The sequence below is a fragment of the Streptomyces sp. L7 genome (assembly GCF_050990935.1).
Lineage (GTDB): Bacteria > Actinomycetota > Actinomycetes > Actinomycetales > Microbacteriaceae > Leifsonia.
In genome coordinates this window covers 3,958,303-3,984,903 of record NZ_CP194644.1, presented here as the reverse complement: position 1 = coordinate 3,984,903, position 26,601 = coordinate 3,958,303, and the positions used below count along the sequence as shown (strand labels likewise).

Below are 26,601 nucleotides of genomic sequence, written 5' to 3'. Positions count from 1 at the left end.
TGTCCGTTCGGTCGGGAATGATGCGGGGTGGGCGGAGGAGGTGCCCCGCTCGCTGACGATGTTATGGGGCCGGAAACGGCCCCCAGAATCCCTTGAGTGGGGGTTTAACGCCTGATCATGACCCCAAACCGAGGGGGCATTGCGGCGTGTCGATGGCGCGCCGCTAACGCACGTGACCCGTGCAGGGTACGGCTCGCGCGGAGCTACTTGATGAGGGTGGTGATCTGGAAGATCGGCATGTACAGCGCGATCACCATGCCACCGATCACGACGCCGAGGAAGGCGATCATGAGCGGCTCGATCATGGCCGTGAGCTGCTCGGTCGTGGACTGGACCTCCTCGTCGTAGAACTCCGCGATCTTCTCCAGCATGATCTCCAGCGAGCCGGAGTCCTCGCCCACGGCGATCATCTGGGTGACCATCGACGGGAAGACGGGATGGTCGAGCAGCGGGCGCGCGATGGACTCGCCCTGGCGGACGGACTCCGCCACGGCCAGCAGGGCGCGTTCGATGACCCAGTTGCCGCTGGTCTCACCGACGATGCGGATGGCCTGCAGGATGGGCACGCCGGCGCCGATCATGTTGGCGAAGTTCCGGCTGAAGCGCGCGATCGCGATCTTGGTGAGGAGCTTGCCGAAGACGGGCAGCTTGAGCTTGATCGGGTCGACGACGCGTCTGACCTTCTCCTCGTGCTTGTTCTTGGCCCACCACCACGCCGCGGCGATCCCGAGTACGAGCAGCAGGGGGCCGAGCCACACCATCGCGTGGGAGAGGATCACGAGGATCTCGGTCGGCAGCGGGAGCTGGCCGCCGAGACTCTTGAACATGTTGTCGAAGACCGGGACGATGAACAGCAGCATGCCGACGACGGAGAGCAGCGACATGATCAGCACGATCACCGGGTAGGTCAGCGCCGACTTGATCGTGCCGCGGAGCTTGACCTCCTTCTCGAAGTTCGTCGCGACCGAGTCGAGCGCGCCGTCCAGGAAGCCGCCGGTCTCGCCCGCGCGGACCATGTTGACCATCAGCGGCGGGAACACCACGTGATACTTCCGGAAGGCCTCGGACAGCGCCGTGCCGGCCTCCACCTGCTCGGTGACCTCGACCAGGATCTTCGCCAGCTTCTTGTTGTCGGTCTGCTCGGACAGCACGTTGAGCGCCTTGAGCAGCGACAGGCCGGCGCCGATCATCGTGCTCATCTGCCGGCTCATGATGGCCAGGTCCTTGAGCTTGACGCCGGAGCCGAAACTGAGGTTGATCTCCCGGTTCAGGCCTGCCGCGTCGGCCTCCGCGATGCTGACGGGCGAGAGGCCCATCGTGCGCAGGCGCGAAGCGACGGCGGACTCGCTGGAGGCGTCGACCCGGCCCTTGACGATCTTGCCGGTGGCATCGCGGCCGCGGTACGCGTACGCCGTCACGGTGGCCATCAGCGCACCACCCGGGAGTAGGAGTCGCCGTAATCCGGTCCGCTCGCGGCGAAGGCCCGGGCGGCATGATCGGTGGACGACTCGACGCGCTGGATGAGGCGCTTGAGGCCCTCGGTGTCATGCGCCTTCTCGTTCGCCGCCGCGTGGGTGATCGTGCCGCTGTTGACCAGGTCGGCGAGATGCTGGTCCATCGTGTGCATGCCCGAGCCGCGGCCCGCCTGCATCATCGAACCGATCTGGTACGTCTTGCCCTCGCGGATCAGGTTCGCGATGGCGGGGGTCATGATGAGCACCTCGGTGGCGACGGCGCGGCCCCGTCCGGAGGCCTTCTTGACCAGCGTCTGGCAGATGACGCCCTGGAGCGTCGCGGCGAGCTGTGCGCGCACCTGCTGCTGCTGGTGCGGCGGGAACACGTCGATGACGCGGTCGATGGTCTGCGGCGCGTCCTGGGTGTGCAGCGTCGCGAACACCAGGTGGCCGGTCTCGGCGGCGGTCAGCGCGACGGAGATGGTCTCCAGGTCGCGCAGCTCGCCGATCAGGATGACGTCGGGGTCCTGGCGGAGCACGTGCTTGAGGGCGTTGCCGAAGCTGTGCGTGTCGTGGCCGACCTCGCGCTGGTTCACGATCGACTTCTTGTGCACGTGCATGAACTCGATCGGGTCTTCGACCGTCACGATGTGGTCCGCCCGTGTGGAGTTGACGAGGTCGATGAGGGCGGCGAGGGTGGTCGACTTGCCCGAACCCGTCGGTCCGGTGACGAGGACGAGACCGCGCGGGAGCTGCGCGAGGTGCGACACGCTCTCGGGGACGCCGAGTTCGGCGAGGCCCTTGATCTCGGTCGGGATGAGACGGAACGCCGCCCCCACCGCGCCGCGCTGCTGGTACACGTTCACGCGGAAGCGGGAGTTGGCTGAGATGGTGAACGCGAAGTCCAGCTCCAGCTCGCGCTCGAAGGTGGCCTCCTGCCGCTCGTCGAGCAGGCTGAAGAGCGCCTCCCTGGTGCGCTCGTGGCCCCACGGCGCGGCGGCCCCGGCGGGGGTCAGCGAGCCGTCCACGCGGATCATCGGCGGCGAGCCGACAGTGACATGGAGGTCGGAGGCCCGGGCCGCGACGACGGCGCGCAGGGCCGCGACGAGCTCCTGGTCGGCGGCGGCGAGTGCCCCGCGCTCGGCCGGGGTCAGCGTGTGCAGGTCGTCGTCGGCTTCCTGGAGCACAGCCGCGGCCGGGGGCGGCGGGGCCGCGACCGTCTGCACCGGCGGCGTCGTCGGAGGGGCATAGGAGGCGACCGGCGCGGGAGCCGCGGGCGGCTCGTACGCGGGCGGCTCGTACGCGGGCGGGTCGTACGCGGGCGGGTCGTAGGTCGCGGCGGGAGGCTGGTGGGCCGGGATCGGCGGCTCGTACGCCGGCGGCTCATAGCCGCTGACCGGAGCGACGTACGCGGGCTGCTCCGGCACGGTCGGTGCGACCCCGTACGCCGTGGTCGGCGTGTACTCGTACGTCGGCGCGGGCTGCTGGTGCAGGGGCTCCGGGGTCGGCTGCGCGGGCTCCGGCGGCAGGAACGAACTCGGGAGCGGCTCCGCGAAGGCGTCGAACGCTCCGGACACCGGGCGCGCCCATCCGGGCGCCTCGAGCGGTGTCACGGGGATCTCGTAGATCGGGCGGCCCTCTGCCGCCTTCTCCACGCTCCAGCCGTCGTTCGTCGGGTCCGTTGCCATGTGCGCCTCCTAGGCCACCACTCGAATGATCTCGTCGACGGAGGTCAGGCCGAGCTTGACCTTCTCCCACCCGTCCTCGCGAAGCGTGAGCATCCCCTGCTCCCGTGCCGTCCGCCCGATCTCGGCGCTCGACGCGCGCTCGACCGTGAGGCGTTCGATGTCCTCGGTCACCGCCATCACCTCGTGCACCGCGAGCCGGCCCCGGTAGCCGGTGTTCGAGCAGGCGGTGCAGCCGACCGGCCCGAACATCGTCGGCGCCTCGGCGTCGGGCGCAACAGAGAAGCGCAGCCGACGGAGGTCATCCGGGTCGTAGGCGATCGGTTGCTTGCAGCGCTCGCAGAGCCGTCGGGCCAGACGCTGAGCGACCACGCAGTCGAGCGCCGAGCCGACGAGGAACGGCTCGATGTCCATCTCGGTCAGGCGGGTGACGGCGCTGGGCGCGTCGTTGGTGTGCAGCGTGGAGAGCACGAGGTGGCCGGTCAGCGACGCCTCGATGGCGATCTGGGCTGTCTCGTGGTCGCGGATCTCGCCGAGGAGGACGACATCCGGGTCGCTACGGAGGATGCTGCGCAGCGCGCTGGCGAAGGTGAGGCCCGCCTTCGGGTTCACCTGCACCTGGTTGATCCCCGCCATCCGGTACTCGACCGGGTCCTCGACGGTGATCACGTTGATCTCCGGCTTCGACACGGCGTTCAGCGTCGTGTAGAGCGTGGTCGACTTGCCCGAACCGGTCGGCCCGGTGACCAGGATCATGCCGTACGGCTTGGTGTACGCGTTCCGGAACGTCTCGAGGTTGCGATCGAGCAGGTTGAGGTCCCGGAGCGTGAGCGACGTGTTCGTGTTGTCGAGGATCCGCATGACGACCTTCTCGCCCCACACCGTGGGCAGGGTCGCGACGCGCAGGTCGATCTGGCGGCCGCCGTGGACGACCGACATGCGGCCGTCCTGGGGCTTCCGACGCTCGGCGATGTTGATGTCGCTCATGATCTTCAGGCGCGAGATGACGCCGTTCTGCACGGCCTTCGGTGCGCTCTGCATCTCGTGCAGCACGCCGTCGATCCGGTAGCGGACGCGCAGGTTGTCCTCGCCCGGCTCGATGTGGATGTCGGAGGCGCGGTCCTGGATGGCCTGACTGACGATCAGGTTCACGAAGCGGACGATCGGCGCCTCGTCCTCGGGCGAGTCCTCGACCGAGGACGACATGCCCTGGTCGGGCGCCGTCTCCTCCTCGAACGTGGTCGAGAGGTCGTTGAGCTCGTCGTCCGCCCGGATGTGGCGCTCGATTGCGGCCAGCAGATCGAGCGGCTCGGCGACGACGACCTCCACCGGCATCCGCGCGGCCGTCCGCACGTCGTCGATGGCGAACACGTCGCCCGGCTCGGCCATCGCCAGGAGCAGCGCTCCGCTGTTGAAACCGATCGGCAGCACATTGTGCCGCTTGCAGATCGCGCCGTTCACCAGCGCGACGGCCGCGCGGTCGACCGGGTAGTCGACCAGCTCGACGAAGGGCGCGCCGGCCTGGGCCGCGCGGGCGCGCGCGAGCTGCAGCGGTGTGATGGCACCGCGCTCGACCAGATCGCGCACGACGGACTCCTCCGACGCGGGCTCGCTCACCGAGTCCAAGTACTCGATGGGCAGGTGGCCGTGAAGGATGAGGATCTCTGTCATGGACGCCACGGGGGACCTCCTCGGATAGCAGGCCTGCCGACGTCGGGTCACCGGCAGAGCGTCGCCGTCCCCCGGGCGAGTCTCCGGGCGGGGCGAAGCCTTGTCACCCTAACTTCCGATGAGGGCCGCTCAACAGTCCCGCTTGCGGGTGCCCCGTCAACGGGGGCCAGGAGTCCGGGGGCCGGATTCAGCGGCGCCGGAGGTCGCCGCGACGACTCGCGAGGTAGACGAGGACGCCGGCCAGCACAGCGCAGCCCATCGTCGTCATCCAGAACGGGAGGGTGCCCGCGGCGTGACCGGAGACGGCCTGGACGATGCCGACGACGAAGCTCACGACGGCGACGACGAGCGCAACCGCCGCGAAGCCGACCATCGAGCGGCCGACCGTGTCGGTGTACTCCAGAAGCTGTCTCCACACGGGTTCTATTGTCCCGTACGCGGACGGCCGAACACGACGAAGGCCCCCGGGTGTTGTAGTTGTACCGCTAACGGTCTCAAATACTAAGTGCTCCTGTCCTCCACGACCCATTCGTAAGCCTCGCTCAGGGTGCCGAGGAACTTTTCACCATTCGCTCCGGATACACGGAAGAAGTCGTCTCTGTCGCCGGAGAGCCAGATTTCATAGAGGCCATCACCCGGGGGCACGAAGTTGAAGGTTCGTAAGGCCCAGCTGGCCCGATCCTTCGGGAGCTTGATCAGCTCCTCCGCCCTTCCCGCGAATAGCCCAGCTCTACCATTCTTCGGATGTACTGCTTGTGATTCACGGAATCTCGCTCAAAAACCACCTGGTCGCACGTGCCAATACACCCCGACCGCGGTCTGGAACGTGGAGAGTGCGATCATCAACGAGCTCAAGATCGGCCCATGCGCCTCCCGGATGTAAACACGCATCCCGTCCGCGCCCAGACCACTGACCTCTTCCGACGCCGCGAGGGCCTGCAACCCCTGCGCCAACTCGTGGACCGCTTCCATCCTCTCGGCAAGCCCGCTCTGCAACCCGGGCGAGGACGCCTGCCAGGCATCCGCCGAAAACTCCACCACACCCATCTGTTTCACATTCGCCGCTGCCGCTTCGGACACCTTACATATCAATCTGGCAATTTACATCAGAGATTGCAGAGAAGGGACCAACGGCGGGAAACGACGAAGGCCCCCGGCAGACGCCGGGGGCCTTCGTGTTACGAGCTACCTACACGCTTAGTTGTAGGTGCCCGGGGTGTAGTCGTCCGAGCTGAAGCTGTCGAAGTCGACGAAGCTCAGGTCGTTCTCGCTGAACGCGGAGTCGTCGGTGAAGATGCGGTTGGGGTACCGCTCCGCCTTCGCCTCCTCCGTCGCCTCCACCGAGACGTTCCGGTAGCGGGACAGGCCCGTGCCGGCCGGGATGAGCTTTCCGATGATGACGTTCTCCTTGAGACCGATCAGCGGGTCGGACTTGCCCTCCATGGCCGCCTGCGTCAGGACGCGGGTGGTCTCCTGGAAGGACGCGGCCGACAGCCACGACTCGGTCGCCAGCGAGGCCTTGGTGATACCCATGACCTCCTGGCGGGCGGACGCCGTCTTCTTGCCCTCGGTCAGCGCCGCGCGGTTGATCTCGTTGTACCGCGAACGGTCGACGAGCTCACCCGGCAGCAGGTCGGTGTCGCCGTGGTCGACGACAGTGACCTTGCGGAGCATCTGACGGACGATGACCTCGATGTGCTTGTCGTGGATCGGCACGCCCTGCGAGCGGTAGACGCCCTGGACGCCGCCCACCAGGTGCTTCTGCACCTCGCGGACGCCCTTCACCCGGAGGACTTCCTTCGGGTCGACGGTGCCGACGATGAGCTGCTGGCCGAGCTCGACGCGCTGGCCGTCCTCCACCAGGAGGGTCGAGCGCTTCAGCACCGGGTAGACGTGCGGCTCGTCGCCGTTGTCCGGGGTCAGGATGACCTTGCGGGACTTGTCCGTCTCCTCGATGACGATGCGGCCGGCGGCCTCGGCGATCGGGGACGCACCCTTGGGGGTACGCGCCTCGAACAGCTCCTGCACGCGCGGCAGACCCTGGGTGATGTCGTCCGCGGAGGCCGAACCACCGGTGTGGAAGGTACGCATCGTGAGCTGCGTTCCGGGCTCACCGATCGACTGGGCCGCGATGATGCCGACCGCCTCGCCGATGTCCACCAGCTTGCCGGTCGCGAGCGAACGGCCGTAGCAGGCGGCGCAGACGCCGACCGCCGACTCGCAGGTGAGCACCGAGCGGACCTTGATGTCGGTCACGCCGGCCGCCACCAGCTTGTCGATGAGCACGTCGCCGACGTCCTCGCCGGCCTTCGCCACGACGTCGCCGTTCGAGCCGACGGCGTCGGCCGCGAGCGTGCGGGCGAACACCGAGTTCTCCACGTTCGGGTCGCGGGTGAGGACGCCGTCGGCGCCCACGGTCGCGATCGGGAGGTCGAGGCCCTTGGTCGTGCCGCAGTCGTCCTCGCGGATGATGACATCCTGCGAGACGTCCACCAGACGACGGGTCAGGTAGCCCGAGTCGGCCGTACGGAGGGCCGTGTCGGCCAGACCCTTACGGGCACCGTGCGTCGCGATGAAGTACTCCGCCACCGACAGCCCCTCGCGGTACGAGGAGATGATCGGACGAGGGATGATCTCACCCTTCGGGTTGTTCACCAGACCACGCATACCGGCGATGTTGCGCACCTGCAGCCAGTTACCACGGGCACCGGAGGTGACCATGCGGTTGATGGTGTTGTCGACCGGGAAGTTGGCGCGCATGGCCTCGGCCACCTCGTTGGTCGCCTCGGTCCAGATCTTCACCAGCTCCTGGCGACGCTCGAGGTCGGTCGTGAGACCCTTCTCGAACTCCGCCGTGATCTTCGCGGCCTTCTTCTCGTAGCCGGCCACGATCTGCGCCTTGTTCGGCGGGGTCAGGATGTCGCTCAGCGACACCGTGACGCCCGAGCGGGTGCCCCAGTAGAAGCCGGCGTCCTTGATCCGGTCGAGCGCCGCGGCGACCTCCACCTTGGGGTAGCGCTCCGCCAGGGCGTTGACGATCGACGAGATCTGGCCCTTGTCGGCGACCTCCTCCACGTACGGGTAGTCCGCCGGCAGCGCCTCGTTGAAGAGGGCGCGGCCGAGCGTGGTCTCCACGATCGCGGTGGTGGGCTGCGTGCCGGTGTCGGCTGCGTCGGAGGGCACGTAGTCGTTCAGACGGATCTTCACCTTGGCGTTGAGGTGCAGCGAGCCCTGGTCCTTCGCGAGGATCGCCTCGGAGACCGAGGAGAACGCGCGACCCTCGCCCACAGCGCCCTCGCGGACGGTGGTGAGGTGGTGCAGACCGATGATCATGTCCTGCGAGGGCAGGGTGACCGGGCGGCCGTCGGACGGCTTCAGGATGTTGTTCGAGGCGAGCATCAGGATGCGGGCCTCGGCCTGGGCCTCCACCGACAGGGGCAGGTGCACGGCCATCTGGTCGCCGTCGAAGTCCGCGTTGAAGGCGGCGCACACCAGCGGGTGGAGCTGGATGGCCTTGCCTTCGACGAGCTGCGGCTCGAAGGCCTGGATGCCGAGACGGTGCAGGGTGGGAGCGCGGTTCAGGAGGACCGGGCGCTCGCGGATGATCTCCTCGAGCACGTCCCAGACCTGCGGGCGCGAACGCTCCACCATGCGCTTGGCGGCCTTGATGTTCTGAGCGTGGCTCAGGTCGATCAGGCGCTTGATCACGAACGGCTTGAACAGCTCAAGCGCCATCTGCTTGGGCAGACCGCACTGGTGCAGCTTGAGCTGCGGACCCACGATGATGACCGAACGGCCCGAGTAGTCCACGCGCTTGCCGAGCAGGTTCTGGCGGAACCGGCCCTGCTTGCCCTTCAGCATGTCGCTGAGGGACTTGAGCGCGCGGTTGCCGGTGCCCGTGACCGGGCGGCCGCGGCGACCGTTGTCGAACAGCGCGTCGACGGCCTCCTGGAGCATGCGCTTCTCGTTGTTCACGATGATCTCGGGAGCACCGAGGTCGAGCAGGCGGCGGAGACGGTTGTTGCGGTTGATCACACGGCGGTACAGGTCGTTCAGGTCGGAGGTCGCGAAGCGGCCACCGTCGAGCTGGACCATCGGGCGCAGCTCCGGCGGGATGACCGGGACGACGTCCAGGACCATCGCGGCCGGCGAGTTGCCGGTCGCCAGGAACGACGACACCACGCGCAGGCGCTTGATGGCGCGGATCTTCTTCTGGCCCTTGCCGTTGGCGATCTGCTCGCGGAGCAGCTCGGCCTCGGCGGCCAGGTCGAAGGCCAGCAGACGGCGCTTGATCGCCTCGGCGCCCATGAACGCCTCGAAGTACAGGCCGTAGCGGTCGACGAGCTCGTTGAAGTCCGCGTCCTCCGGCTTGAGGTCGCCGACCTTGAGGGTGCGGAACGACTCCCACACGCGCTCCAGGCGGGCGATGTCCTCGTCGTAGGACTTGCGGATCTGGCCCATCTCCTTCTCGGAGGTGTCCTTGACGCGACGCTTCTGGTCGGCCTTGGCACCTTCCTCCTCGAGGGCGGCGAGATCGGTCTCCAGACGCTGAAGACGGTCGGCGACGCGGGCGTCGCGCTGGTCGGCCAGCGTCTTGATCTCCAGGCGCAGCTCGTTCTCCAGGCCGGGGAGGTCGGCGTGACGGCCGTCCTCATCCACCTGGATCACCATGTAGGCGGCGAAGTAGATGACCTTCTCGAGGTCCTTCGGCGCCATGTCGAGCAGGTAGCCGAGGCGGCTGGGCACACCCTTGAAGTACCAGATGTGCGTGACCGGCGCGGCGAGCTCGATGTGGCCCATGCGCTCACGGCGGACGGAGGACTTGGTGACCTCCACGCCGCAGCGCTCGCACACGATGCCCTTGAACCGGACGCGCTTGTACTTGCCGCACGAGCACTCCCAGTCGCGGGACGGGCCGAAGATCTGCTCTCCGAAGAGGCCGTCCTTCTCGGGCTTCAGCGTGCGGTAGTTGATGGTCTCCGGCTTCTTGACCTCGCCGTAGCTCCAGCGACGGATGTCGTCAGCGGTGGCCAGGCCGATACGCAGCTCGTCAAATGTTGTCGATTCGAGCAATGTTTACTCTCTCCTAGAAAAGATTCGTCAGTTGGGTCTGGCTACCGGGTCAGATTTCGTCGATCGACGACGACTCGAACCGGGAGGAGATGTTGATGCCGAGCTCTTCCGCAGCGCGGAAGGCCTCGTCGTCGGCGTCGCGCAGGCTGACAGTCTGCCCGTCGGCCGAGAGGACCTCCACGTTCAGGCAGAGCGACTGCATCTCCTTGATGAGGACCTTGAAGGACTCCGGGATGCCCGGCTCCTGGATGTTCTCACCCTTGACGATGGCCTCGTAGACCTTGACGCGGCCGAGGATGTCATCCGACTTGATGGTCAGGAGCTCCTGGAGCGCGTACGCGGCTCCATAGGCCTCGAGGGCCCAGACCTCCATCTCACCGAAGCGCTGGCCACCGAACTGCGCCTTACCACCGAGCGGCTGCTGGGTGATCATCGAGTACGGTCCGGTCGAACGCGCGTGGATCTTGTCGTCGACCAGGTGGTGCAGCTTCAGGATGTACATGTAGCCGACCGACACCGGGTCCGGGTAGGGCTCGCCGGAGCGGCCGTCGAAGAGCTGCGTCTTGCCGGAGGACCCGATCAGGCGGTCGCCGTCGCGCGTCGGGAGGGTGGCGTCGAGCAGGCCGGCGATCTCCTCCTCCTTCGCACCGTCGAACACCGGGGTCGCGACCTTGGTGTTGGGGGCTGCGCTGAACGCGGCCTCCGGCAGGTCGGCGGCCCACTTGGGCTTGCCCTTGATCTCCCAGCCGTTCTTGGCGATCCAGCCGAGGTGGATCTCCAGGACCTGACCGAAGTTCATGCGGCCAGGAACACCCAGCGGGTTCAGGATGACGTCGACCGGCGTGCCGTCCGCGAGGAACGGCATGTCCTCGACGGGCAGGATCTTGGAGATGACGCCCTTGTTGCCGTGACGGCCGGCGAGCTTGTCGCCCGCGGTGATCTTGCGCTTCTGGGCGATGTAGACCACGACGCGCTGGTTGACGCCGGAGCCGAGCTCGTCGTCGCCGTCCTGCGAGTCGAAGACCTTGACACCGATGATCGTGCCCTCTTCACCGTGGGGAACCTTGAGCGAGGTGTCGCGCACCTCGCGGCTCTTCTCGTTGAAGATCGCGCGGAGCAGGCGCTCCTCGGCCGACAGCTCGGTCTCGCCCTTCGGCGTGACCTTGCCGACCAGGATGTCGCCGGGGCGCACCTCGGCGCCGATGCGGATGATGCCGCGCTCGTCGAGGTCGGCCAGGAGGTCCGGGCTGACGTTCGGCAGGTCGCGGGTGATCTCCTCCTTGCCGAGCTTGGTGTCGCGGGCGTCGACCTCGTACTCCTCGATGTGGATCGAGGAGAGGGTGTCGTCCTTCACCAGGTTCTGGCTGAGGATGATCGCGTCCTCGAAGTTGTGACCCTCCCACGGCATGAACGCGACGAGCAGGTTCTTGCCGAGCGCGAGCTCGCCGTTCTCGGTCGCGGGGCCGTCTGCGACGACCTCCCCGGCCTCGATGCGGTCGCCCTCGTCCACGACCACGCGGTGGTTGTAGGACGTGCCCTGGTTGGAGCGGTCGAACTTGCGCAGGTAGTAGGACTTGACCGTGCCGTCGTCAGCCTGGACCGTGACAGCGTCGGCCGAGACCTCGGTGACCACACCGGACTTCTCCGCGGTGACCACGTCACCGGCGTCGATGGCCGCGTAGCCCTCCATACCGGTTCCGACGACCGGGCTCTCCGAGCGGAGCAGCGGCACCGCCTGGCGCTGCATGTTCGCACCCATGAGGGCTCGGTTGGCGTCGTCGTGCTCGAGGAACGGGATGAGCGAGGTGCCCACCGAGACCATCTGGCGCGGGGAGACGTCCATGTAGCCGATCTCGTCGGCGGGGATCAGGTCGACCTCGCCGCCCTTCTGACGGGCGAGGACGCGCTCCTCGGTGAAGTGGCCGCTCGGGTCGAGCGGGGCGTTGGCCTGCGCGATGACGAAGTCGTCCTCCTCGGAGGCGGTCAGGTAGTCGATCTTGTCGGTGACCCGGCCCTCGACGACCTTGCGGTACGGCGTCTCGATGAAGCCGAAGGAGTTGATCCGCGCGAACGACGCGAGCGAGCCGATCAGACCGATGTTCGGGCCTTCCGGCGTCTCGATCGGGCACATGCGGCCGTAGTGCGACGGGTGCACGTCGCGGACCTCGACGCCTGCGCGCTCACGGCTCAGACCGCCCGGGCCCAGCGCCGACAGGCGGCGCTTGTGGGTCAGGCCCGCGAGCGGGTTGTTCTGGTCCATGAACTGCGAGAGCTGCGAGGTGCCGAAGAACTCCTTGATCGCCGCGACGACGGGTCGCACGTTGATCAGGGTCTGCGGGGTGATCGCCTCGATGTCCTGCGTGGTCATGCGCTCGCGGACGACGCGCTCCATGCGCGAGAGACCGGTGCGGACCTGGTTCTGGATGAGCTCGCCGACGGCGCGGATGCGACGGTTGCCGAAGTGGTCGATGTCGTCGGTGTCGAGGCGGATGTTCGTCTCGACGCCGTTGCGGAGGCCCTTGAACGTGGTCTGGCCGTCGTGCAGGGAGACCAGGTACTTGATCGTCGCGATGATGTCCTGGACGGTCAGCACCGAGTCCGTCAGCGGGGCCTCGAGGCCGAGCTTGCGGTTGATCTTGTAACGGCCGACCTTGGCGAGGTCGTAGCGCTTCGGGTTGAAGTAGAAGTTGTCCAACAGCGCACGCGCGGCCTCGGCGGCGACCTGCTCGCCCGGACGCAGCTTGCGGTAGATGTCCTTCAGCGCCTCCTCCTTGGTGAGGATGGCGTCCTTCTCGAGGGTCAGCTCGATCGACTGGAAGCCGGCGAACTCGGCGAGGATCTCCTCGCTGGTGAGCCCGAGGGCCTTCAGGAACACGGTGACCGACTGCTTGCGCTTGCGGTCGATGCGGACACCGACCTGGTCGCGCTTGTCGATCTCGAACTCGAGCCACGCACCGCGGCTCGGGATGATGCGCGCCGAGTAGATGTCCTTGTCGGAGGTCTTGTCGGCGGCGGCCTCGAAGTAGACGCCCGGCGAGCGGACGAGCTGGGAGACGACGACACGCTCGGTGCCGTTGATGATGAACGTGCCCTTCTCGGTCATGAGCGGGAAGTCGCCCATGAAGACCGTCTGGGTCTTGATCTCACCGGTGAGGTGGTTCATGAACTCGGCCTCGACGTAGAGCGGGGCGGAGTAGGTCTTGCCCTTCTCCTTGCACTCGTCGATCGAGTACTTCTTCTCCTCCAGGAACGGGTTCGTGAAGGAGAGCTGCATGGTCTCGCCGAGGTCCTCGATGGGAGAGATCTCCTCGAAGATCTCCTCGAGGCCCGTGTTGGCGGGCAGATCCTGACGGCCCTGCGCCTCGGCTTCGGCGACGCGTGCATTCCACGCGTCGTTTCCGACCAGCCAGTCGAAGCTCTCCGTCTGCAATGCGAGCAGATCGGGGACGGTGAGGGTGTCCGTGATCTTGGCGAACGAAAGACGAGATGCGGCTCGTCCGTTCTTGGGTGTCTTGTCGGTGTTGGTTGCGTTGCGCGCAGCAGCCAAGGAAATAACCTCCGTGGGCCCCGTCGGGCGAGTTACTGTCGGTCGAGATGTGGTGTTGTGAGGGACGAGGACTCCCAGACACGTCGCGTGACGCCGTATCTGACCCGGTGAACCGGGCCCAGACGCGCGCGGGGGAAAAGTCAGAGCCGACCGCAATATGAAGGCAAGAGTGTGCGTGGGAGCGCAAAGAACCACTATATGTCAAACTGACGCGCCGTGTCCAGTCTTTTCTTGACCGGAGGCGCAGTCTCGGTGTATAACCACGCGGACTGCCGGATATTCCCGCTGTCCGGCGGCGGATTCCGCGGCCGGTCGCGCGCTACTTCAACCGCGGAGGCAGCGAGTCGACGGTCGCGATGACCGCCTCCTCGCGGGACCGCGGCCGCCAGCCGAGCACGGTGCGGGCCTTCGCGGAGGACCCGTTGCGGTAGACGCCGATGTCGGGCAGCGAGCCGCGCACCCGCCGGCTGAACGGGGCCGCGGCTTTGAGCACCCACGACGGCATGACGCGGGTCTGCACACGATCCCCGGCCGGCGAGCCGAGGTGGCCGCGGATGATGAGGGCCAGCTCGGGCGCGCCCAGTGCGTCGCCGGCCGTGGCGAGGAACCTCTCGCCCGCGGCCTCCGGTCTGGTCATGGCGAGCAGGTGCAGGTCGGCGACATCGCGCACGTCCACGACGCCGAAGTACACGTCGGGCAGGCGCGGGAGGCGGCCCTCCTTCACGAGTCTCACCAACTCGACGGAGCTGGAGTAGTCGGGGCCGAGCACCGGGCCGAGGATGCCGACCGGGTTGACCGTGGCGAGCTCCAGGGAGCCGCCCTCCTTGGCGATGAAGTCCCACGCCGCGTGCTCGGCGAGCGTCTTGGAGCGGACATACGCGCTGATCGGGCGGCCGCTGTCCAGCTCGGTCCAGTCCGCCTCGGTGAACGGCTCGCGGCTCGGCGCGTGGCCGTAGCCGATCGCGGCGAAGGAGGAGGTGAGCACGACCCGCTCCACGCCGGCGTCGCGGGCCGCGCGCAGCACGCGCAGGGCGCCCTCCCTGGCGGGCCGCACCAGCTCGTCGGGGTCCTTCGGCTCGGTCATCGGGAACGGGGAGGCCACGTGGAGGACGAACCGGCAACCGTCGACGGCGTCGGCCCAGCCTGCGTCGTCCAGGAGGTCGGCGACGGCGAACTCCAGCCGGTCCCCCGCGTCCTCGCTGTTCCCTTCTCCCAGGTCGGCTCCCGCCGCCAGCTGCGACCACACGTCCGCGGCGCGCTGCGGCGACCGGATCGTGGTCCGGACGTCGTAACCCGCCTCCAGCAGGGCGAGCACGCAGTGCGCACCCACGAATCCCGAACCACCGGTGACCAGTACGCGATCGCTCATGAGCCCCATCCTCCCCCAGCGGAGTCGTCGGCGCGACCGGCCGTCACCGGCGCACGAGCGCGATCGCCTGAGCTCGGGAGGAGACCCCGAGCTTGGCGAAGATCGCGTTGATGTGGGTCTTGACCGTCGAGCCGCCGACGAAGAGGGCGGCCGCGATCTCGCCGTTGCTGAGCCCGTCGGCGACGAGCCCGAGCACCTCGGCCTCGCGACGGGTGAGCGTGGGAAACCGCTCCACGAGTGCGCCGGCGGGGTCGGCCGGGCGGGCGGGTGGCGCCGAGGTGAGCGAGCCGATGATGCGAGCGCCCACCTCCGGGGCGAAGGTCGCCTGGCCGCGCGCGACCGCCCGCACGGCGGAGGCCAGCTCGGCGCGCCCGGCATCCTTGGTGAGGTAGCCGCGGGCGCCCGCGCGCAGCGCGGTCAGAATCGACTCGTCGTCGGCGAAGGTCGTCAGCACGAGCACCGCGGAGCCCGGCGCCTCGCGCACGATCCGCTCGGTGGCGCCGACGCCGTCGAGCACCGGCATCCGGAGGTCCATCAGCACGACGTCGGGACGTTCGGCCACGGCGAGCGCCACCGCTTCGGCGCCGTCGGCCGCGGCGCCCACCACCTCCACGTCGGGCAGCAGGCCGAGCACGGTGACCAGCCCGTCGCGGATGATCGCCTGGTCGTCGGCGACGACGACGCGGATGCGGTCGCCTGCAGTCGTCTCGGCGCTCATGCCGTCCTCGCCGCTCATGCCAGTCGCGCCTCCGCGGTCACGGTGAACCGGCCGCCGTCCGCGGTCGCGGCCACGGAGCCGCCGAGCGGGAGCGCGGAGAAGCGTTCGCGCATCCCCTCGAACCGTGTCCGCCGCCCGAGGTCGCGAGCGCGGCGCCGCGCGACGTGGCGGCGGGCGACGTGGCGGCGGGCGACGTGGCGGCCGGCGACGCGATCAGCGGCGAGGAGACGGTGAGCAGCACCCGTTCATCCTGCCAGTCGAGCACCGCGTCGACCGGCGCGCCCGGCGCGTGCTTGCGCGCGTTGCTCAGGGACTCCTGGAGGGCCCGCTGCAGCGCCGTCGCCTGGTCGGAGCCGAGTGGGCGCGGTGTCCCGGACTCGTGGAGCGCTGCGCTGCCGCCGAGCGTGCGATGCGCGGCGACCAGGTCGTCGAGCGTCGCCCGGAAGTCGGCGGCGACGACGGTCGTCGTCGCGGTCCCCTCGGGGTCGCGCAGGGCGGCGACCGCACGCCGCGCGTCGGCGAGGCCGTCCGCGGCGAGCCCGCGTGCCGCCACCACACGTTCCCGAGCGGCGGCGGCGTCGCCGGCCTCCAGCAGCGCGTCCACCGCGTCGAGCTGGATGACCAGGCCGCCGAGGCTGTGCGCGAGCACGTCGTGGAGGTCGCGGGCGATCGCCACCCGCGCGGCTTCCTCGCGTATGGCGAGCTCCCGCTCCCGCAGCAGCGCGCCCTGCTGCTCGGTGAGGCGGAACTGCCTGCGGCTGAGGCCGGCGAAAGCCGCCAGCACGATCCCGGCCATCTCGCCCAGCACCGCGGCGACCGGCGAGCCGAACGGGAGGGCGCCCACCGCGACCAGCGCAGCGGCGAGCGCGGCGACGGCACCGCCGAGCGGCAGCGGCCACGTCGGGTCGCCCACCAGATAGAGGACCGCCACGGCGGCGGGAACGATCGCGATCCCGTCGGTGGCCGGCGCGACGAACGCTCCGGTCACCGCCGACAGCAGGCACAGCACGAGCGCCGCGCGCCGCCAGCCGACGAAGGTGAAGACCGACCGCACGAGCCACGTCGCCACCGCGAACAGCGCCACCGCGAGCACCCACGCCGGGCGATCCGCGGAGTGGGCGCGCACCAGCGACCAGCCGACGGCGCCCGCACCGAAGATGTTCAGTACGAGCGCCAGCAGCCCCGGTCTGCTCCAGAAGTTCACGAGACCATCATGCGGCGAGCGCGGCGTGCCGATCGAGACGCGCCGAGAAGACGGCGGTCCGGGCGGCGCGGTTGGCGGCGAAGACCAGGAAGATGACCCCTGTCGCGGTCGCCAGGTGCGAGCCGGCCGTCGAGGCCAGCGCGTCCACACCGACGCGGACGGCGATGACCAGCACCCACAGCACCATCCCGAGCACGCCGGTCCGCGACTCGTACGTCGCGATGTAGCGGGCGTCGTTTCCCAGCTGGACGGGGGACTGGAGCGGGCGGAAGTGCGCAAGCCCGCCCATCCAGGCGCCGACGGCCAGGGACAGCACGAGCTCGCCGGCCACCACCGCCAGATCGAGCGGGCTGAGCGATGTCGGCTTCACCTGCTGGACGATCAGCACGACGCCGACCACCGACATGATCGCCGGGAAGCGCCACATCTTGGCGATGGACACCGGACGCCAGGTCAGCTGCCGGTAGCCCACCCAGGCGATCAGCAGCAGGATGAGGATCGCGTTGGTCAGCGTCTGCACGTTCATGGTCCGAGTCCTTCCGGCCGGGGAGGTCCGGCACTCCTCAAGAATCGCGATCCGGCGCCCGTGCCGGGACCGCCCGGCGGCGGAGAGCGGGTGGAGATCCGGGTGGAGATCGGGTGGAGGCCGCGGACTACGCTGGACGCCGTGCCACAGAACCCGCCGCTCCCCTCGGTCGTCCTCGCCGAGAGCGGCTACCTCGCCGCGATCGAGCCGGACCGGTTCGTGCCGGGCGCCTTCCAGCTCGTGGTCGACGGGACGCCGCAGTCGCACGTCGACCTGGACGACCCCAGCAAGCTGTTCTTCGAGTACATCCAGCGGATGGGCAACGTCATCGACCTCATCGGCGAGCCGGGCCAGCCGATCACGGCCGTGCACCTCGGCGCCGGCGCACTGACCCTGCCGCGCTACATCGCCTACACCCGGCCGGGGTCGCGGCAGCAGGTGGTGGAGTTGGAGAGCCGCCTGGTGGACCTGGTGCGCGAGAACCTTCCGCTGCCCCGCTACGCGCAGATCCGCGTCCGGCACGGCGACGCGCGGGAGGTCGTCGGCAAGCTGCCGGCAGGGCTGCGCGGAGAGGTCGACCTCCTGGTCATCGACATCTTCAGCGGGTCGCGGACCCCGGCGCACGTGACGAGCGTGGAGTTCTACCGCTCGGCGGTGTCGCTGCTGAAGCCGGACGGCATCGTGCTCGTCAATGTGGCAGACGGGCCGCCGCTGACGTTCGCGCGCAGCCAGGTTTCGACGCTCGGCGCGGTCGTGGAGAACGTCGCGGCGCTGGCGGAGACGCAGGTGCTGAAGGGGCGCCGGTTCGGCAATGTCGTGCTGGTCGGGTCGAACTCGCCGCTGCCGCTGGAGTGGCTGCCGCGCCTGCTCGCGAGCGGGCCGCATCCGGCGAAGGCCGTGGCCGGCGAGGAGTTGCGCCTGTTCGCCGCGAACGCCCCCATCGTGACCGACGCCACGAGCGTGCCGTCTCCCCCGCCGGCCCGCAGCATCTTCCAGAGCGGCACGCGCCGCGACTGACGCGCCGAGCACGTCGCCGCGGAGGGCTCGGTGCGTCAGGCGTGGCGGAAGTGGACGGGCTGGCTGGGGCGGAGCTGCGCGAAGGCGTCGAGGGAGCGCGCGGCGACCACGGCGATCACCGGGTAGCCTCCCGTCACCGGGTGGTCGGCCAGCAGGACGGTCGGGCGGCCGTCCGGCGACACCTGCACCGCGCCCGCGACCATCGGCTCGCTCGGGAGTTCGTCGCGCACGGCGCGTTCGAGCAGCAGCGGCGGGGCCGGCTCCACGCCGCGCGCGTGCGCCGGGAGACGCGGCGGGTCGAGCCGCAGCCCCACGCGGTCGCCGTCGGCGCTCGCCCGCCACTCCACCGAGAAGAAAGCGTCCACCGCCGCCGGTGTGAACCAGTCCGCACGAGGACCGCGGTGGGCGCGGACCTCCACCGGGCCGTCGCCGAGGTCGGCGGTCGGGACGAAGTCGATCGCGGGCACCGACGCGACGGGCTCGGCGCCGAACGGGACGAGGTCGCCCTCCGCGAGCGGCGCCGGGCCGAGGCCGGAGAGGGTGTCGCGGGACCGGGAGCCCAGCACGGCCTCCACGGCGATGCCGCCGCGCACCGCCAGGTAGCTGCGGACGCCCGCGGCCGGCGGCGCGATCCGGAGTTCGGCGCCCTCCGACGCGTGCACCGCGGTGTCCGGGTCGACCAGGTGACCGTCGAGGATCACCCGGGTCGCGGCTCCCGTGACCGCGAACCACGCCGCCGACTCGAACCGCGCAGCGAATCCGCCGAGCACCAGTTCCAGCCCGGCCGCGTCCGCCGGGTTGCCGACCAGCCGATTGGCGAGGCCGAGCGCGCCGCGATCGAGCGCGCCGGACGGGCTCACGCCGACCGCCGCGAGGCCCGGCCGGCCCAGGTCCTCGACCAGCGCCAGCGGACCGGGCCGGAGGACGCAGAGGCCGGTCACGCCTTCACCGCCGTGAACCGCACCACCACGCCGGGCCGCAGCAGAGCGGGCGGGTCGGCCGCCGCGTCCCAGAGCGTCGCGTCGGTGCGGCCGATGAGCTGCCAGCCGCCCGGGCTCGACCGCGGGTAGACCCCGCTGAACTCGCCCGCGAGGCCGACCGAGCCGGCCGGCACCGCGGTGCGCGGGGTCGCCCGGCGCGGGACGACGAGGCGGTCGTGGTCGGTGACGAGGTACGCGAAGCCCGGCGCGAAGCCGCCGAACGCCACACGCCAGCGGGAGCCGGTGTGCCGCTCCACCACCTCGGCGGGCGTGACGCCGAGGAGTCCGGCCACCTCCGCGAGGTCGTCGCCGTCGTAGCGGACGGGTAGTTCCACGACCTCGTCGTCGGCGGCCTCCGCCGGCTCCGGGACGGTGCGCTCGGCCCAGCCGCTCGCGGAGGCCGGGCTCAGGACGTGCGGGTCGAGCACGATCGCGATCGTGCGCGCGGCGGGGATCAGGTCGAGCACGCCGGCCGGACGCGTGCGCTGGAGGGCGGAAAGCATCCCGAGCACCTCGTCCAGCGAGCCGAACTCCACAAGGAGGGCGCTGTCGCCATAGGGGATCACCCGGCCGGTCACACGAACGGCCTCACCGCGATGCCGGCCTCGTCCAGTGCGCGGCGGACGGCTTCGGCCATCCGCACGGCGCCCGCGGTGTCGCCGTGCACGCACAGGGAGTCGGCGGCGACCGCGACCACCGCGCCATCGGCGGCCTCCACCACGCCCTCGCGCACCATCCGCACCGCGCGGGCGGCGATGGCGGCCACGTCGGAGAGCACGGCACCCGGCTCCGTGCGCGGGACGAGCGTGCCGTCGGAGCGGTAGCCGCGGTCGACGAAGGCCTCGCGGACGAACCGGAGTCCGCGCGCGCCGGCCGCGCGCTCGACGGCCGAGCCCGGGAGGCCGAGCAGCGGCAGCGAGGAGTCGAACGCGGCCACGGCCTCCGCCACCGCCGCGGCCTGCGCCTCGTCGTGGACGATGCGGTTGTAGAGCGCGCCGTGCGGCTTCACGTAGCGCACTTCGGTTCCCGCGACGCGCGCCATCCCGGCGAGCGCCGCGAGCTGGTAGAGCACTTCATCGCGCAGCTCGCCGGCCGGGACGTCCATGCTGCGCCGGCCGAAGCCCGCGAGGTCGCGGTAGGACACGTGCGCGCCGACGGCGACGCCGTTCTCGGCGGCCAGCCGGCAGGTGGCGAGCATCGTCGACGGGTCGCCGCCGTGGAAGCCGCACGCGACGTTCGCGCTGGTGACCAGCCGGAGCATCGCGGCGTCGTCGCCCATGCTCCAGGCGCCGAAGGACTCGCCGAGGTCGCTGTTGAGGTCGACGCTGGTGCGGTCGGCGCTGGGCTCCATCCGCCTATTCTGCGATATCGGCGCCGACACCCGCACGTCTGCCGGCCGCGCGTGCGCGGTGCGCACGCACCTTCGCCCGGTTGCCGCAGCGCTGCATCGAGCACCAGCGCCGGTTGCCGCTGCGCGAGGTGTCCAGGTAGACCAGGCCGCAGTCGTCGGCGGAGCACTCGCGGATGCGGCCGTCGGCGTCCGGGCCGAACAGCCGCACGGCGTCGCGCGCGACCGTGCCCAGGGCCTGGTGCGGGCGGGCCAGGGTGCGTCCGGCCTGGCGCCCACCACCGGCCAGCACCGGCGGAATGTCGGGGGTCGCGGCGAACAGGTTCACCACGTCCACGTCCGCCGGGGACAGCGTCTCCGCGCGGCTGGCCTGCCGGGCGAGCCGGCCGATCGCCGCGCGCAGCATCTCGGCATCGCGGAACTCGCGTTCGCCGGTCGTCGCGGACACCTCGGGGAAGCGGGACTGCAGCCACGCGCCGAGCTGGTCGGCGTCGTCCACCGAACGCCACTGCGGGTCGTCGGCCGCACCCTCGACGCCGCCGAGGACGTCGGCGCCGCCGGTGTACGCGAAGTCGAGAGCGAGGGCACCGGAGTCGAACCACCAGCGCAGGCCGTCCGCATCATCCATCCACTGCCCTGTCTCACGGGGCAGGAGGGCGTCGGTAGGCACCGAACCAACTTAGTGGGTTTCCGCGGCCTCCTCGAATCGCCGTCCGTTCCTCACTTCCTCCCGCTCCCGCGCGGTGTGTTGCGGGAGAAAGTGAGGAAGCGATGGCTGCGCGGGGGGGGGGGGGGGGGGGGGGGGAGGGAGGGAGGGGAGGGAGGGAGGGAGGGAGGGAGGGGAGGGAGGTGGGATACTGGGCGGATGACTGCGATGCGTCCGGATCCGCGTGCGACGCTCGAGGGGGCCACGGTCCGGCTACGGGCGCTCAGCCTCGACGACCTGCCCGACCTCCACGACGCGATCGGGCACCGTGCGGTGTTCGAGGGGGCTGGGGCGGCGGGCTCGCCGCGTACCGGGACACCTACGAGGAGTGGCGCGAGTTCATCCTCGGCTACCTCGCCTGGGAGACCGCCAACGTCACCGCGGTCTGCCTGCGCGACGGTGACCGGGTCGTCGGGACGACGACGCTCGGCGACTTCGACCTCGCGAACGGCTCGGCGCACATCGGCTGGACAGCGTACGCGCCGGAGGTCTGGGGCACGCGCGTCAACGCCGAGACCAAGCGCCTCCTGCTCGGCACGGCGTTCGACCACGGGTTCGAGCGGGTGAAGCTGCAGGCGGACGTGCTCAACGAGCGCTCGCGGGCCGCGATCCTGCGGCTCGGGGCGACCTTCGAGGGCGTGCTGCGGCACACCCAGCCGCGGGCCGACGGCACCTGGCGCGACACCGCGGTGTACTCGGTGCTGCGCGAGGAGTGGCCGGCCGTTCGGGACGGGCTCGACGCCCGGCTCGCGGCCCAGACCGCCTAGCCGAGCCGCAGGTCAGTCGGCGTCGAGAACTTCTGTCGCGGCTGCCGCGGCCATCCGCCGTTGCGCCGACGAGACCTCCCGGTGCACCCAGGAGATGAGGTTCGCCGAGTCGAACCGCCGGCTGCAGGCCCCGCAGGCGAGGGCGCGCGCCGGCTTCCGGTAGCGGTAGTGCGTGTGGCCCTGCGGACACGTCCCCACCCACGGCGCGAGGTCGTCCGCGATCGCACCGCCGTGCAGCCGCTTGCCCTCGTAACCGAGGTCGAGCGCGATCGCCCGCCAGCGCGGACCGTGCCCGGCGCGGGAGCCCGCCAGGGCGTGCGCCACCTCGTGCAACAGGATCTGGTGGATGTCGTCGTCCTCGTAGCGGGCGGCCAGGTAGCGGGAGACCGTGATCCGCTTGGCGGTGTAGTTGCACAGCCCCGCGCGGGTCTTCGCGTTGTCGAAGTCGAAGCTCCACACGGCAGGGTCGAGATGGAGGGTGATGAGGGCCTCCGCCCACCGGCGCACGCGCTCCAACTCTGCCATCAGCGTCGGCTCCCTGGTCGGCTCATGCCAGGAATCCTACGCCGGGGAGCCGACGCCGTTGCCGACGCCGTCTCCGCCGCCGGCGTCGCCCTCACCGGCGCCCGCGGCGGCGCGCTGCGCCTCCAGGAACCGCTGCACGACGGCCACCGCCGTGAGCGCACCCTCGATCTCCGCCGGGGAGGCGCCGAGCTTCTCGCGCAGGAACACGGCCGCCGTCATGTCGGACAGCGCGGCCTCGTACTCCTTCAGGTCGAAGTGCACCTTGCCGCGGTTCTGCACCGCGAACGCTTCCAGCGCCGTCCACTCGCGCCCGCGCGCCTCGTCGACGCAGCCGGTGAGCTCCACGATCGCCTCGTCGAACTTGCCCTGGTACTGCAGCACCTGGCCGCGGCGGATGCGCGCGCCGAGGAGCTGCTCGCGGTCGCCGGTGAAGCGCGCCTGGCGCACCGCCTCGTTGGCGACCGTGTAGGCCTCGTCCAGCCGGCCGAGCAGCCGGAGCAGGACGGTCTTCTCGTTGAGCGCGCTCAAGCTGCGCAGGCTGCCGAGCTCCTCGAGCCGCTCGTCGGCGGCGCGGAGGTCGACACGCTCGCGCAGGGTGGACGGATCGTATCCGAGGATGATGCTCAGGGTCGGCTCCCAGGTCGTGCGGTTCACGTCCAGCGTAGTCGGCAAACCTGCGTTGACCCGGTCACCGCGCGTTCGGAGCCGTCAGTCGACGACGCGCACGTCCTTCCAGAACGCGACGTAGTTGCTGTAGTCCTTGCCCACGCGGTCGAACGAGCTCGGGTACGGCGTGGGGTAGCTCCACGCGCGGTCCTGGAGCACCGTGCCGCCGTCCTTCACGGAGAAGTACTGGCACTCGCCCTTCCACGGACACGTGTACGGAGTGGCCGACTCCACCAGGTGCTCCGAGTTGACGCTCTGCGGCGGGAAGTACCAGTTGCCCTCGATGCGGATGAGGTCCTCAGTCGGGGCCTCGGCGATGACGGTGTCGTTCAGTACTGCTTTCATGAATGCAAACCTCCTGATCGCAGTGAACACCCGGTTCGACCGGATCATTCCGACGGCCGGGAGTTCATACCGACCGCTCAGGCGGCCCGCAGCACCCGGACGTCGAAGACCGTGCCGAGCCTGCCGGACGCGGCGAGCGCGGCCGCGTCCGCGCCGGCGGCGATGCGCTCCTGGCCCGAGACCGAGGCGGTGAGCAGGTGGGCGACGGCGCCGCGCAGGCCGGTGAAAGCGGCGCAGGCGGCTGCGGCCTCCGGCGAGCTGTAGTCGATCCCGAGCGCGGCGAGGGCGTCCACCACCGCGCCGGCGCCCAGGAGGTCCTCCACCGCGAAACGGGTGCCCCCGGAGGCCGAGGATCCGCCGGCGGCGACGACTGCCACCATCGCACGGCGGCCGAGGCGCACCTGCTCGGCGAGGATCCACTGCGCGACCGCCGCGGCGTCGGCGAGGCCCGCGGCGACGACCGCACCCGCCCCGGGGAGCGCAGCGGCCTCCGCGATCGGCCGGTCTTCGATCACGTCCACCCAGACCACCACATCGGCGTCCGCCGCGACGGCGGCCGCCCCGTCCTCGGCCCAGTCGAAGCGCACCTGGTACTTGGCCTGGCGGTGGGCGGCGGGGACGGTCGAGGGGTCGGTCTGCGAGCTCACCGCCTCAGCGTAGCCCGGCGCCGAAGGCGGTCGTCGCGTGTTGCGCCGGGTGACGCGGACCGTCGGCGCGACGCGCGGTGGAGGGCCGCTGCTCGCCCGGCGTGCGCCTCAGCTGGTGGCGGATCAGCTCGAAGTCGTGCCGGGTGAGCTCGATCAGTCCGGCGCGGAGCTGGTAGCCCCAGTCGCGCGTGTCCCGCGTGAAGTCGAGGGAGGCCAGCAGCGGCCGGATCGGCGTCGCGACGGCGTCGTGGTCCCAGTCGACCCGGCGCCGCCACGGCAGGAAGTCGCCGCCGGCGCCGCGCATCTGCTGCCCCTGCGTGGCCTGGAAGACGTCGGCGTCGGCCAGCCTCCCGACCGCCGTGAACTGCTTGAGCGGCTCGCCGTCGAAGGACTCGCGCGGCGAGTAGAACACGAACCCGTCGGAGGGTCCCATCCGCTCCAGGGGCGCGCGGGCACCGTGGTTCACCTGCGCGAAGCCGCCGGCCACGCCGCGGAGCACGTGATCGTGGTGCACCACGCCCAGCCAGTACCGGATCGCCATGCTCCCGTTGTAGCGCACACGTCGGACATCGCGGGCCGCGACGGGCTGCGGTGTCGAATCCCGGGCCCCCGCTCGACGTCTTCACGAGTGCCCGCTACGGAAGGACGACGGATGCGCTACCTCCTCCTGCTCAGCACGGACGGCCCCGCCCCCGCGGAGTCGATCCAGCGCTACACGGTCGAGCTGATCCGCGCCGGGGTGCTCCTGGTGGGCGAGGTCCTCGCGGACGACGACGGCACGCACGTCGAACTGACCTTCGGCGGCCCGCGCACGAACGCGGGCCTGCAGCCGTTCTCCTCCGTCCGGCCGGCCGCCGTGTGGATCGTGCAGACCTCCGATCGCGCCGAAGCCGTCGAATGGGCGCGACGGCTCCCGCTCGGTCGTGGCAGAGTCGAGGTGCGCCGCATCCTGACCGGGGCGGCCGAGACGTGAGCGCGGGAGGAGCGGTCGTGGTGGAACGGGAGCGCACGACCACCGACCGGGCGGCCGTGGACGCCGTGGAGGCCGTGTGGCGCATCGAGTCCGGCAAGCTCGTCGCCGCCCTCGCGCGCTGGACGGGCGACGTGGGGCTCGCCGAGGAACTCGCGCAGGACGCGCTGGTGGCCGCGCTCGAGCAGTGGCCGGAGGCCGGCATCCCGCGCAACCCGGGCGCCTGGCTGACCACCGTCGCCAAGCGCCGCGCGATCGACGGCTGGCGCCGCCGCGAACGACTCGACGAGCGCTACGCGGCGCTCGCCCGCGACCTGGAGCAGCGGGAGGACGACGACCCGGCCGCGGTCGTGGAGGAGGAGATCCAGGACGACCTGCTGCGCCTCGTGTTCGTCGCCTGCCACCCCGTGCTCGCCCCGTCGGCGCGGGTCGCCCTGACGCTCAAACTGCTCGGCGGCCTCACCACCGAGGAGATCGCGCGCGCCTTCCTCGTCCCCGTCCCGACCATCGCGCAGCGCATCGTGCGCGCCAAGCGGACGCTGACCTCCGCTCACGTCCCGTTCGAGGTGCCCGACCGCGTCGAGTACCCCGAGCGGCTGGCGTCGGTGCTGGAGGTCGTCTACCTGATCTTCAACGAGGGCTACTCCGCCACCGCGGGCGACGACTGGATGCGCCCCGACCTCTGCCAGGAGGCCCTCCGCCTCGGCCGCGTGCTCGCCGAGCTCACCCCGCGCGAGCCGGAGGTGCACGGCCTGGTGGCGCTGATGGAGTTCCAGGCCTCCCGCCTCCCGGCGCGCGCCACCGCCGATGGCGAGCCGATCCTGCTGCAGGACCAGGACCGCACCCGCTGGGACCGCATCCTGATCGGCCGCGGGGTCGCCGCCCTGGCCCGCGCCGACCGGCTGGTCGGCTTCCGCGGCCGCGGCCCCTACGCGCTGCAGGCCGCGATCGCCGCCTGCCACGCGACCGCCGCCGCGCCGGAGGACACCGACTGGGAGGAGATCGTCGCGCTCTACGGCGCGCTCGCCGCCCTCCACCCGTCGGCGGTCGTGGAGCTGAACCGGGCGGTCGCCCTGTCGATGGCGTACGGCCCGGAGGCCGGTCTCGACGTGGTGGACCGGCTCGTGCTCTCCGGCGAGTTGGCGTCGTACCACCTGCTGCCCTCGGTCCGGGCCGACTTCCTGCTGAAGCTGGGCCGGACCGCGGAGGCGCAGGCGGAGTTCCTGCGCGCGGCCGCGATGACCGGCAACGAACGCGAGCGCGCGCTGCTGCTGGCGCGGGCGGACGAAGCCGCGGCGGGGTGACGGACGGGGACGGACGTCCGGGAGCGCTCCGACAATGTGTGGCCCGACACGGAGGATGGGTGACACTGACGCGGAGGAT

At 70.5% G+C, this 26,601-nt stretch carries 24 protein-coding genes; 4 read left to right on the top strand and 20 right to left on the bottom strand.

The window, feature by feature from the left end; translation table 11 throughout:
- Positions 1–203: 203 nt before the first annotated feature.
- The 11 genes from ACR5MH_RS20145 to ACR5MH_RS20095 form a co-directional block, all read right to left on the bottom strand.
- Positions 204–1,427 carry a type II secretion system F family protein gene (locus ACR5MH_RS20145; RefSeq protein ID WP_431348814.1) on the bottom strand — a complete coding sequence of 408 codons (1,224 nt, stop codon included), beginning with the start codon at positions 1,425–1,427 and terminating at the stop codon, positions 204–206.
- A complete protein-coding gene (locus tag ACR5MH_RS20140; protein ID WP_431348813.1) occupies positions 1,427–3,142 on the bottom strand; it encodes a PilT/PilU family type 4a pilus ATPase in 1,716 nt (571 codons plus the stop codon). Before ACR5MH_RS20140 ends, ACR5MH_RS20145 begins: the two co-directional genes overlap by 1 nt.
- Positions 3,143–3,151: 9 nt before the next feature.
- Entirely contained in the window at positions 3,152–4,810 is a 1,659-nt protein-coding gene (locus ACR5MH_RS20135) for a GspE/PulE family protein (protein WP_433862675.1), read from the bottom strand.
- A gap of 187 nt (positions 4,811–4,997) precedes the next feature.
- A complete protein-coding gene (locus ACR5MH_RS20130) occupies positions 4,998–5,228 on the bottom strand; it encodes a hypothetical protein (RefSeq protein ID WP_179604980.1) in 231 nt (76 codons plus the stop codon).
- Between the two features lie 356 nt (positions 5,229–5,584).
- Positions 5,585–5,890: a hypothetical protein gene (locus tag ACR5MH_RS20125; RefSeq protein WP_431348811.1), complete on the bottom strand. Its 306-nt coding sequence runs from the start codon at positions 5,888–5,890 to the stop codon at positions 5,585–5,587.
- Positions 5,891–6,007: 117 nt separating this feature from the next.
- Positions 6,008–9,883, bottom strand: coding sequence for a DNA-directed RNA polymerase subunit beta' (gene rpoC / locus ACR5MH_RS20120; protein ID WP_431348810.1), 3,876 nt, complete (start codon positions 9,881–9,883; stop codon positions 6,008–6,010).
- A 49-nt stretch (positions 9,884–9,932) separates the two neighbouring features.
- Positions 9,933–13,430 carry a DNA-directed RNA polymerase subunit beta gene (rpoB, locus tag ACR5MH_RS20115; protein WP_431348809.1) on the bottom strand — a complete coding sequence of 1,166 codons (3,498 nt, stop codon included), beginning with the start codon at positions 13,428–13,430 and terminating at the stop codon, positions 9,933–9,935.
- Between the two features lie 319 nt (positions 13,431–13,749).
- The gene (locus tag ACR5MH_RS20110; RefSeq protein ID WP_433862090.1) at positions 13,750–14,799 is read right to left on the bottom strand and encodes an SDR family oxidoreductase; all 1,050 of its coding nucleotides are present in this window, start codon (positions 14,797–14,799) and stop codon (positions 13,750–13,752) included.
- 43 nt (positions 14,800–14,842) lie between these two features.
- Positions 14,843–15,535, bottom strand: a complete 693-nt coding sequence (locus ACR5MH_RS20105) for a response regulator (RefSeq protein ID WP_431348807.1) — start codon at positions 15,533–15,535, stop codon at positions 14,843–14,845.
- A 19-nt stretch (positions 15,536–15,554) separates the two neighbouring features.
- Positions 15,555–16,721 carry a sensor histidine kinase gene (locus tag ACR5MH_RS20100; RefSeq protein ID WP_431348806.1) on the bottom strand — a complete coding sequence of 389 codons (1,167 nt, stop codon included), beginning with the start codon at positions 16,719–16,721 and terminating at the stop codon, positions 15,555–15,557.
- A gap of 7 nt (positions 16,722–16,728) precedes the next feature.
- Entirely contained in the window at positions 16,729–17,247 is a 519-nt protein-coding gene (locus ACR5MH_RS20095) for a hypothetical protein (protein WP_431348805.1), read from the bottom strand.
- Positions 17,248–17,388: 141 nt separating this feature from the next.
- Between ACR5MH_RS20095 and ACR5MH_RS20090 the strand changes: the two genes are divergently transcribed.
- Positions 17,389–18,264, top strand: a complete 876-nt coding sequence (locus ACR5MH_RS20090; protein WP_431348804.1) for a spermidine synthase — start codon at positions 17,389–17,391, stop codon at positions 18,262–18,264.
- Between the two features lie 35 nt (positions 18,265–18,299).
- Here ACR5MH_RS20090 and ACR5MH_RS20085 read toward each other — a convergent pair whose 3' ends face one another.
- Genes ACR5MH_RS20085 through ACR5MH_RS20070 form a run of 4 tightly spaced genes read right to left on the bottom strand, consistent with a single transcriptional unit; the run spans position 18,300 to position 21,220 of the window.
- A complete protein-coding gene (locus ACR5MH_RS20085; protein ID WP_431348803.1) occupies positions 18,300–19,205 on the bottom strand; it encodes a biotin-dependent carboxyltransferase family protein in 906 nt (301 codons plus the stop codon).
- Positions 19,202–19,822, bottom strand: coding sequence for a 5-oxoprolinase subunit B family protein (locus ACR5MH_RS20080; protein WP_431348802.1), 621 nt, complete (start codon positions 19,820–19,822; stop codon positions 19,202–19,204). The genes ACR5MH_RS20085 and ACR5MH_RS20080 overlap by 4 nt, the downstream gene beginning before the upstream one ends.
- Positions 19,819–20,595, bottom strand: coding sequence for a LamB/YcsF family protein (locus ACR5MH_RS20075; RefSeq protein ID WP_431348801.1), 777 nt, complete (start codon positions 20,593–20,595; stop codon positions 19,819–19,821). Before ACR5MH_RS20075 ends, ACR5MH_RS20080 begins: the two co-directional genes overlap by 4 nt.
- Positions 20,596–20,599: 4 nt before the next feature.
- Positions 20,600–21,220 (bottom strand): CGNR zinc finger domain-containing protein, encoded by a 621-nt coding sequence (locus tag ACR5MH_RS20070; protein ID WP_431348800.1) that lies wholly within the window; start codon positions 21,218–21,220, stop codon positions 20,600–20,602.
- Positions 21,221–21,441: 221 nt separating this feature from the next.
- On the opposite strand from ACR5MH_RS20070, the gene ACR5MH_RS20065 reads away from it, so the two are divergent.
- Complete coding sequence (locus ACR5MH_RS20065; protein ID WP_431348799.1) at positions 21,442–22,065, top strand: GNAT family N-acetyltransferase; 624 nt, start codon at positions 21,442–21,444, stop codon at positions 22,063–22,065.
- A gap of 12 nt (positions 22,066–22,077) precedes the next feature.
- Here ACR5MH_RS20065 and ACR5MH_RS20060 read toward each other — a convergent pair whose 3' ends face one another.
- From ACR5MH_RS20060 to ACR5MH_RS20040, 5 genes are all read right to left on the bottom strand, one after another.
- Positions 22,078–22,590, bottom strand: a complete 513-nt coding sequence (locus tag ACR5MH_RS20060; protein ID WP_431348798.1) for a SprT-like domain-containing protein — start codon at positions 22,588–22,590, stop codon at positions 22,078–22,080.
- Between the two features lie 36 nt (positions 22,591–22,626).
- On the bottom strand, positions 22,627–23,244 hold the full coding sequence (locus ACR5MH_RS20055; protein ID WP_431348797.1) for a hypothetical protein: 618 nt from the start codon (positions 23,242–23,244) through the stop codon (positions 22,627–22,629).
- Positions 23,245–23,298: 54 nt separating this feature from the next.
- On the bottom strand, positions 23,299–23,601 hold the full coding sequence (locus tag ACR5MH_RS20050) for a DUF427 domain-containing protein (protein WP_431348796.1): 303 nt from the start codon (positions 23,599–23,601) through the stop codon (positions 23,299–23,301).
- Positions 23,602–23,678: 77 nt separating this feature from the next.
- A complete protein-coding gene (locus ACR5MH_RS20045) occupies positions 23,679–24,248 on the bottom strand; it encodes a 2-phosphosulfolactate phosphatase (protein ID WP_431348795.1) in 570 nt (189 codons plus the stop codon).
- A gap of 4 nt (positions 24,249–24,252) precedes the next feature.
- On the bottom strand, positions 24,253–24,789 hold the full coding sequence (locus tag ACR5MH_RS20040) for an EVE domain-containing protein (protein WP_431348794.1): 537 nt from the start codon (positions 24,787–24,789) through the stop codon (positions 24,253–24,255).
- A 111-nt stretch (positions 24,790–24,900) separates the two neighbouring features.
- Here ACR5MH_RS20040 and ACR5MH_RS20035 point away from each other — a divergent pair, with 111 nt between their 5' ends.
- The gene (locus tag ACR5MH_RS20035) at positions 24,901–25,221 is read left to right on the top strand and encodes a YciI family protein (protein WP_431348793.1); all 321 of its coding nucleotides are present in this window, start codon (positions 24,901–24,903) and stop codon (positions 25,219–25,221) included.
- Between the two features lie 17 nt (positions 25,222–25,238).
- Positions 25,239–26,522, top strand: a complete 1,284-nt coding sequence (locus ACR5MH_RS20030) for an RNA polymerase sigma factor (RefSeq protein WP_431348792.1) — start codon at positions 25,239–25,241, stop codon at positions 26,520–26,522.
- Positions 26,523–26,601 lie beyond the last annotated feature (79 nt).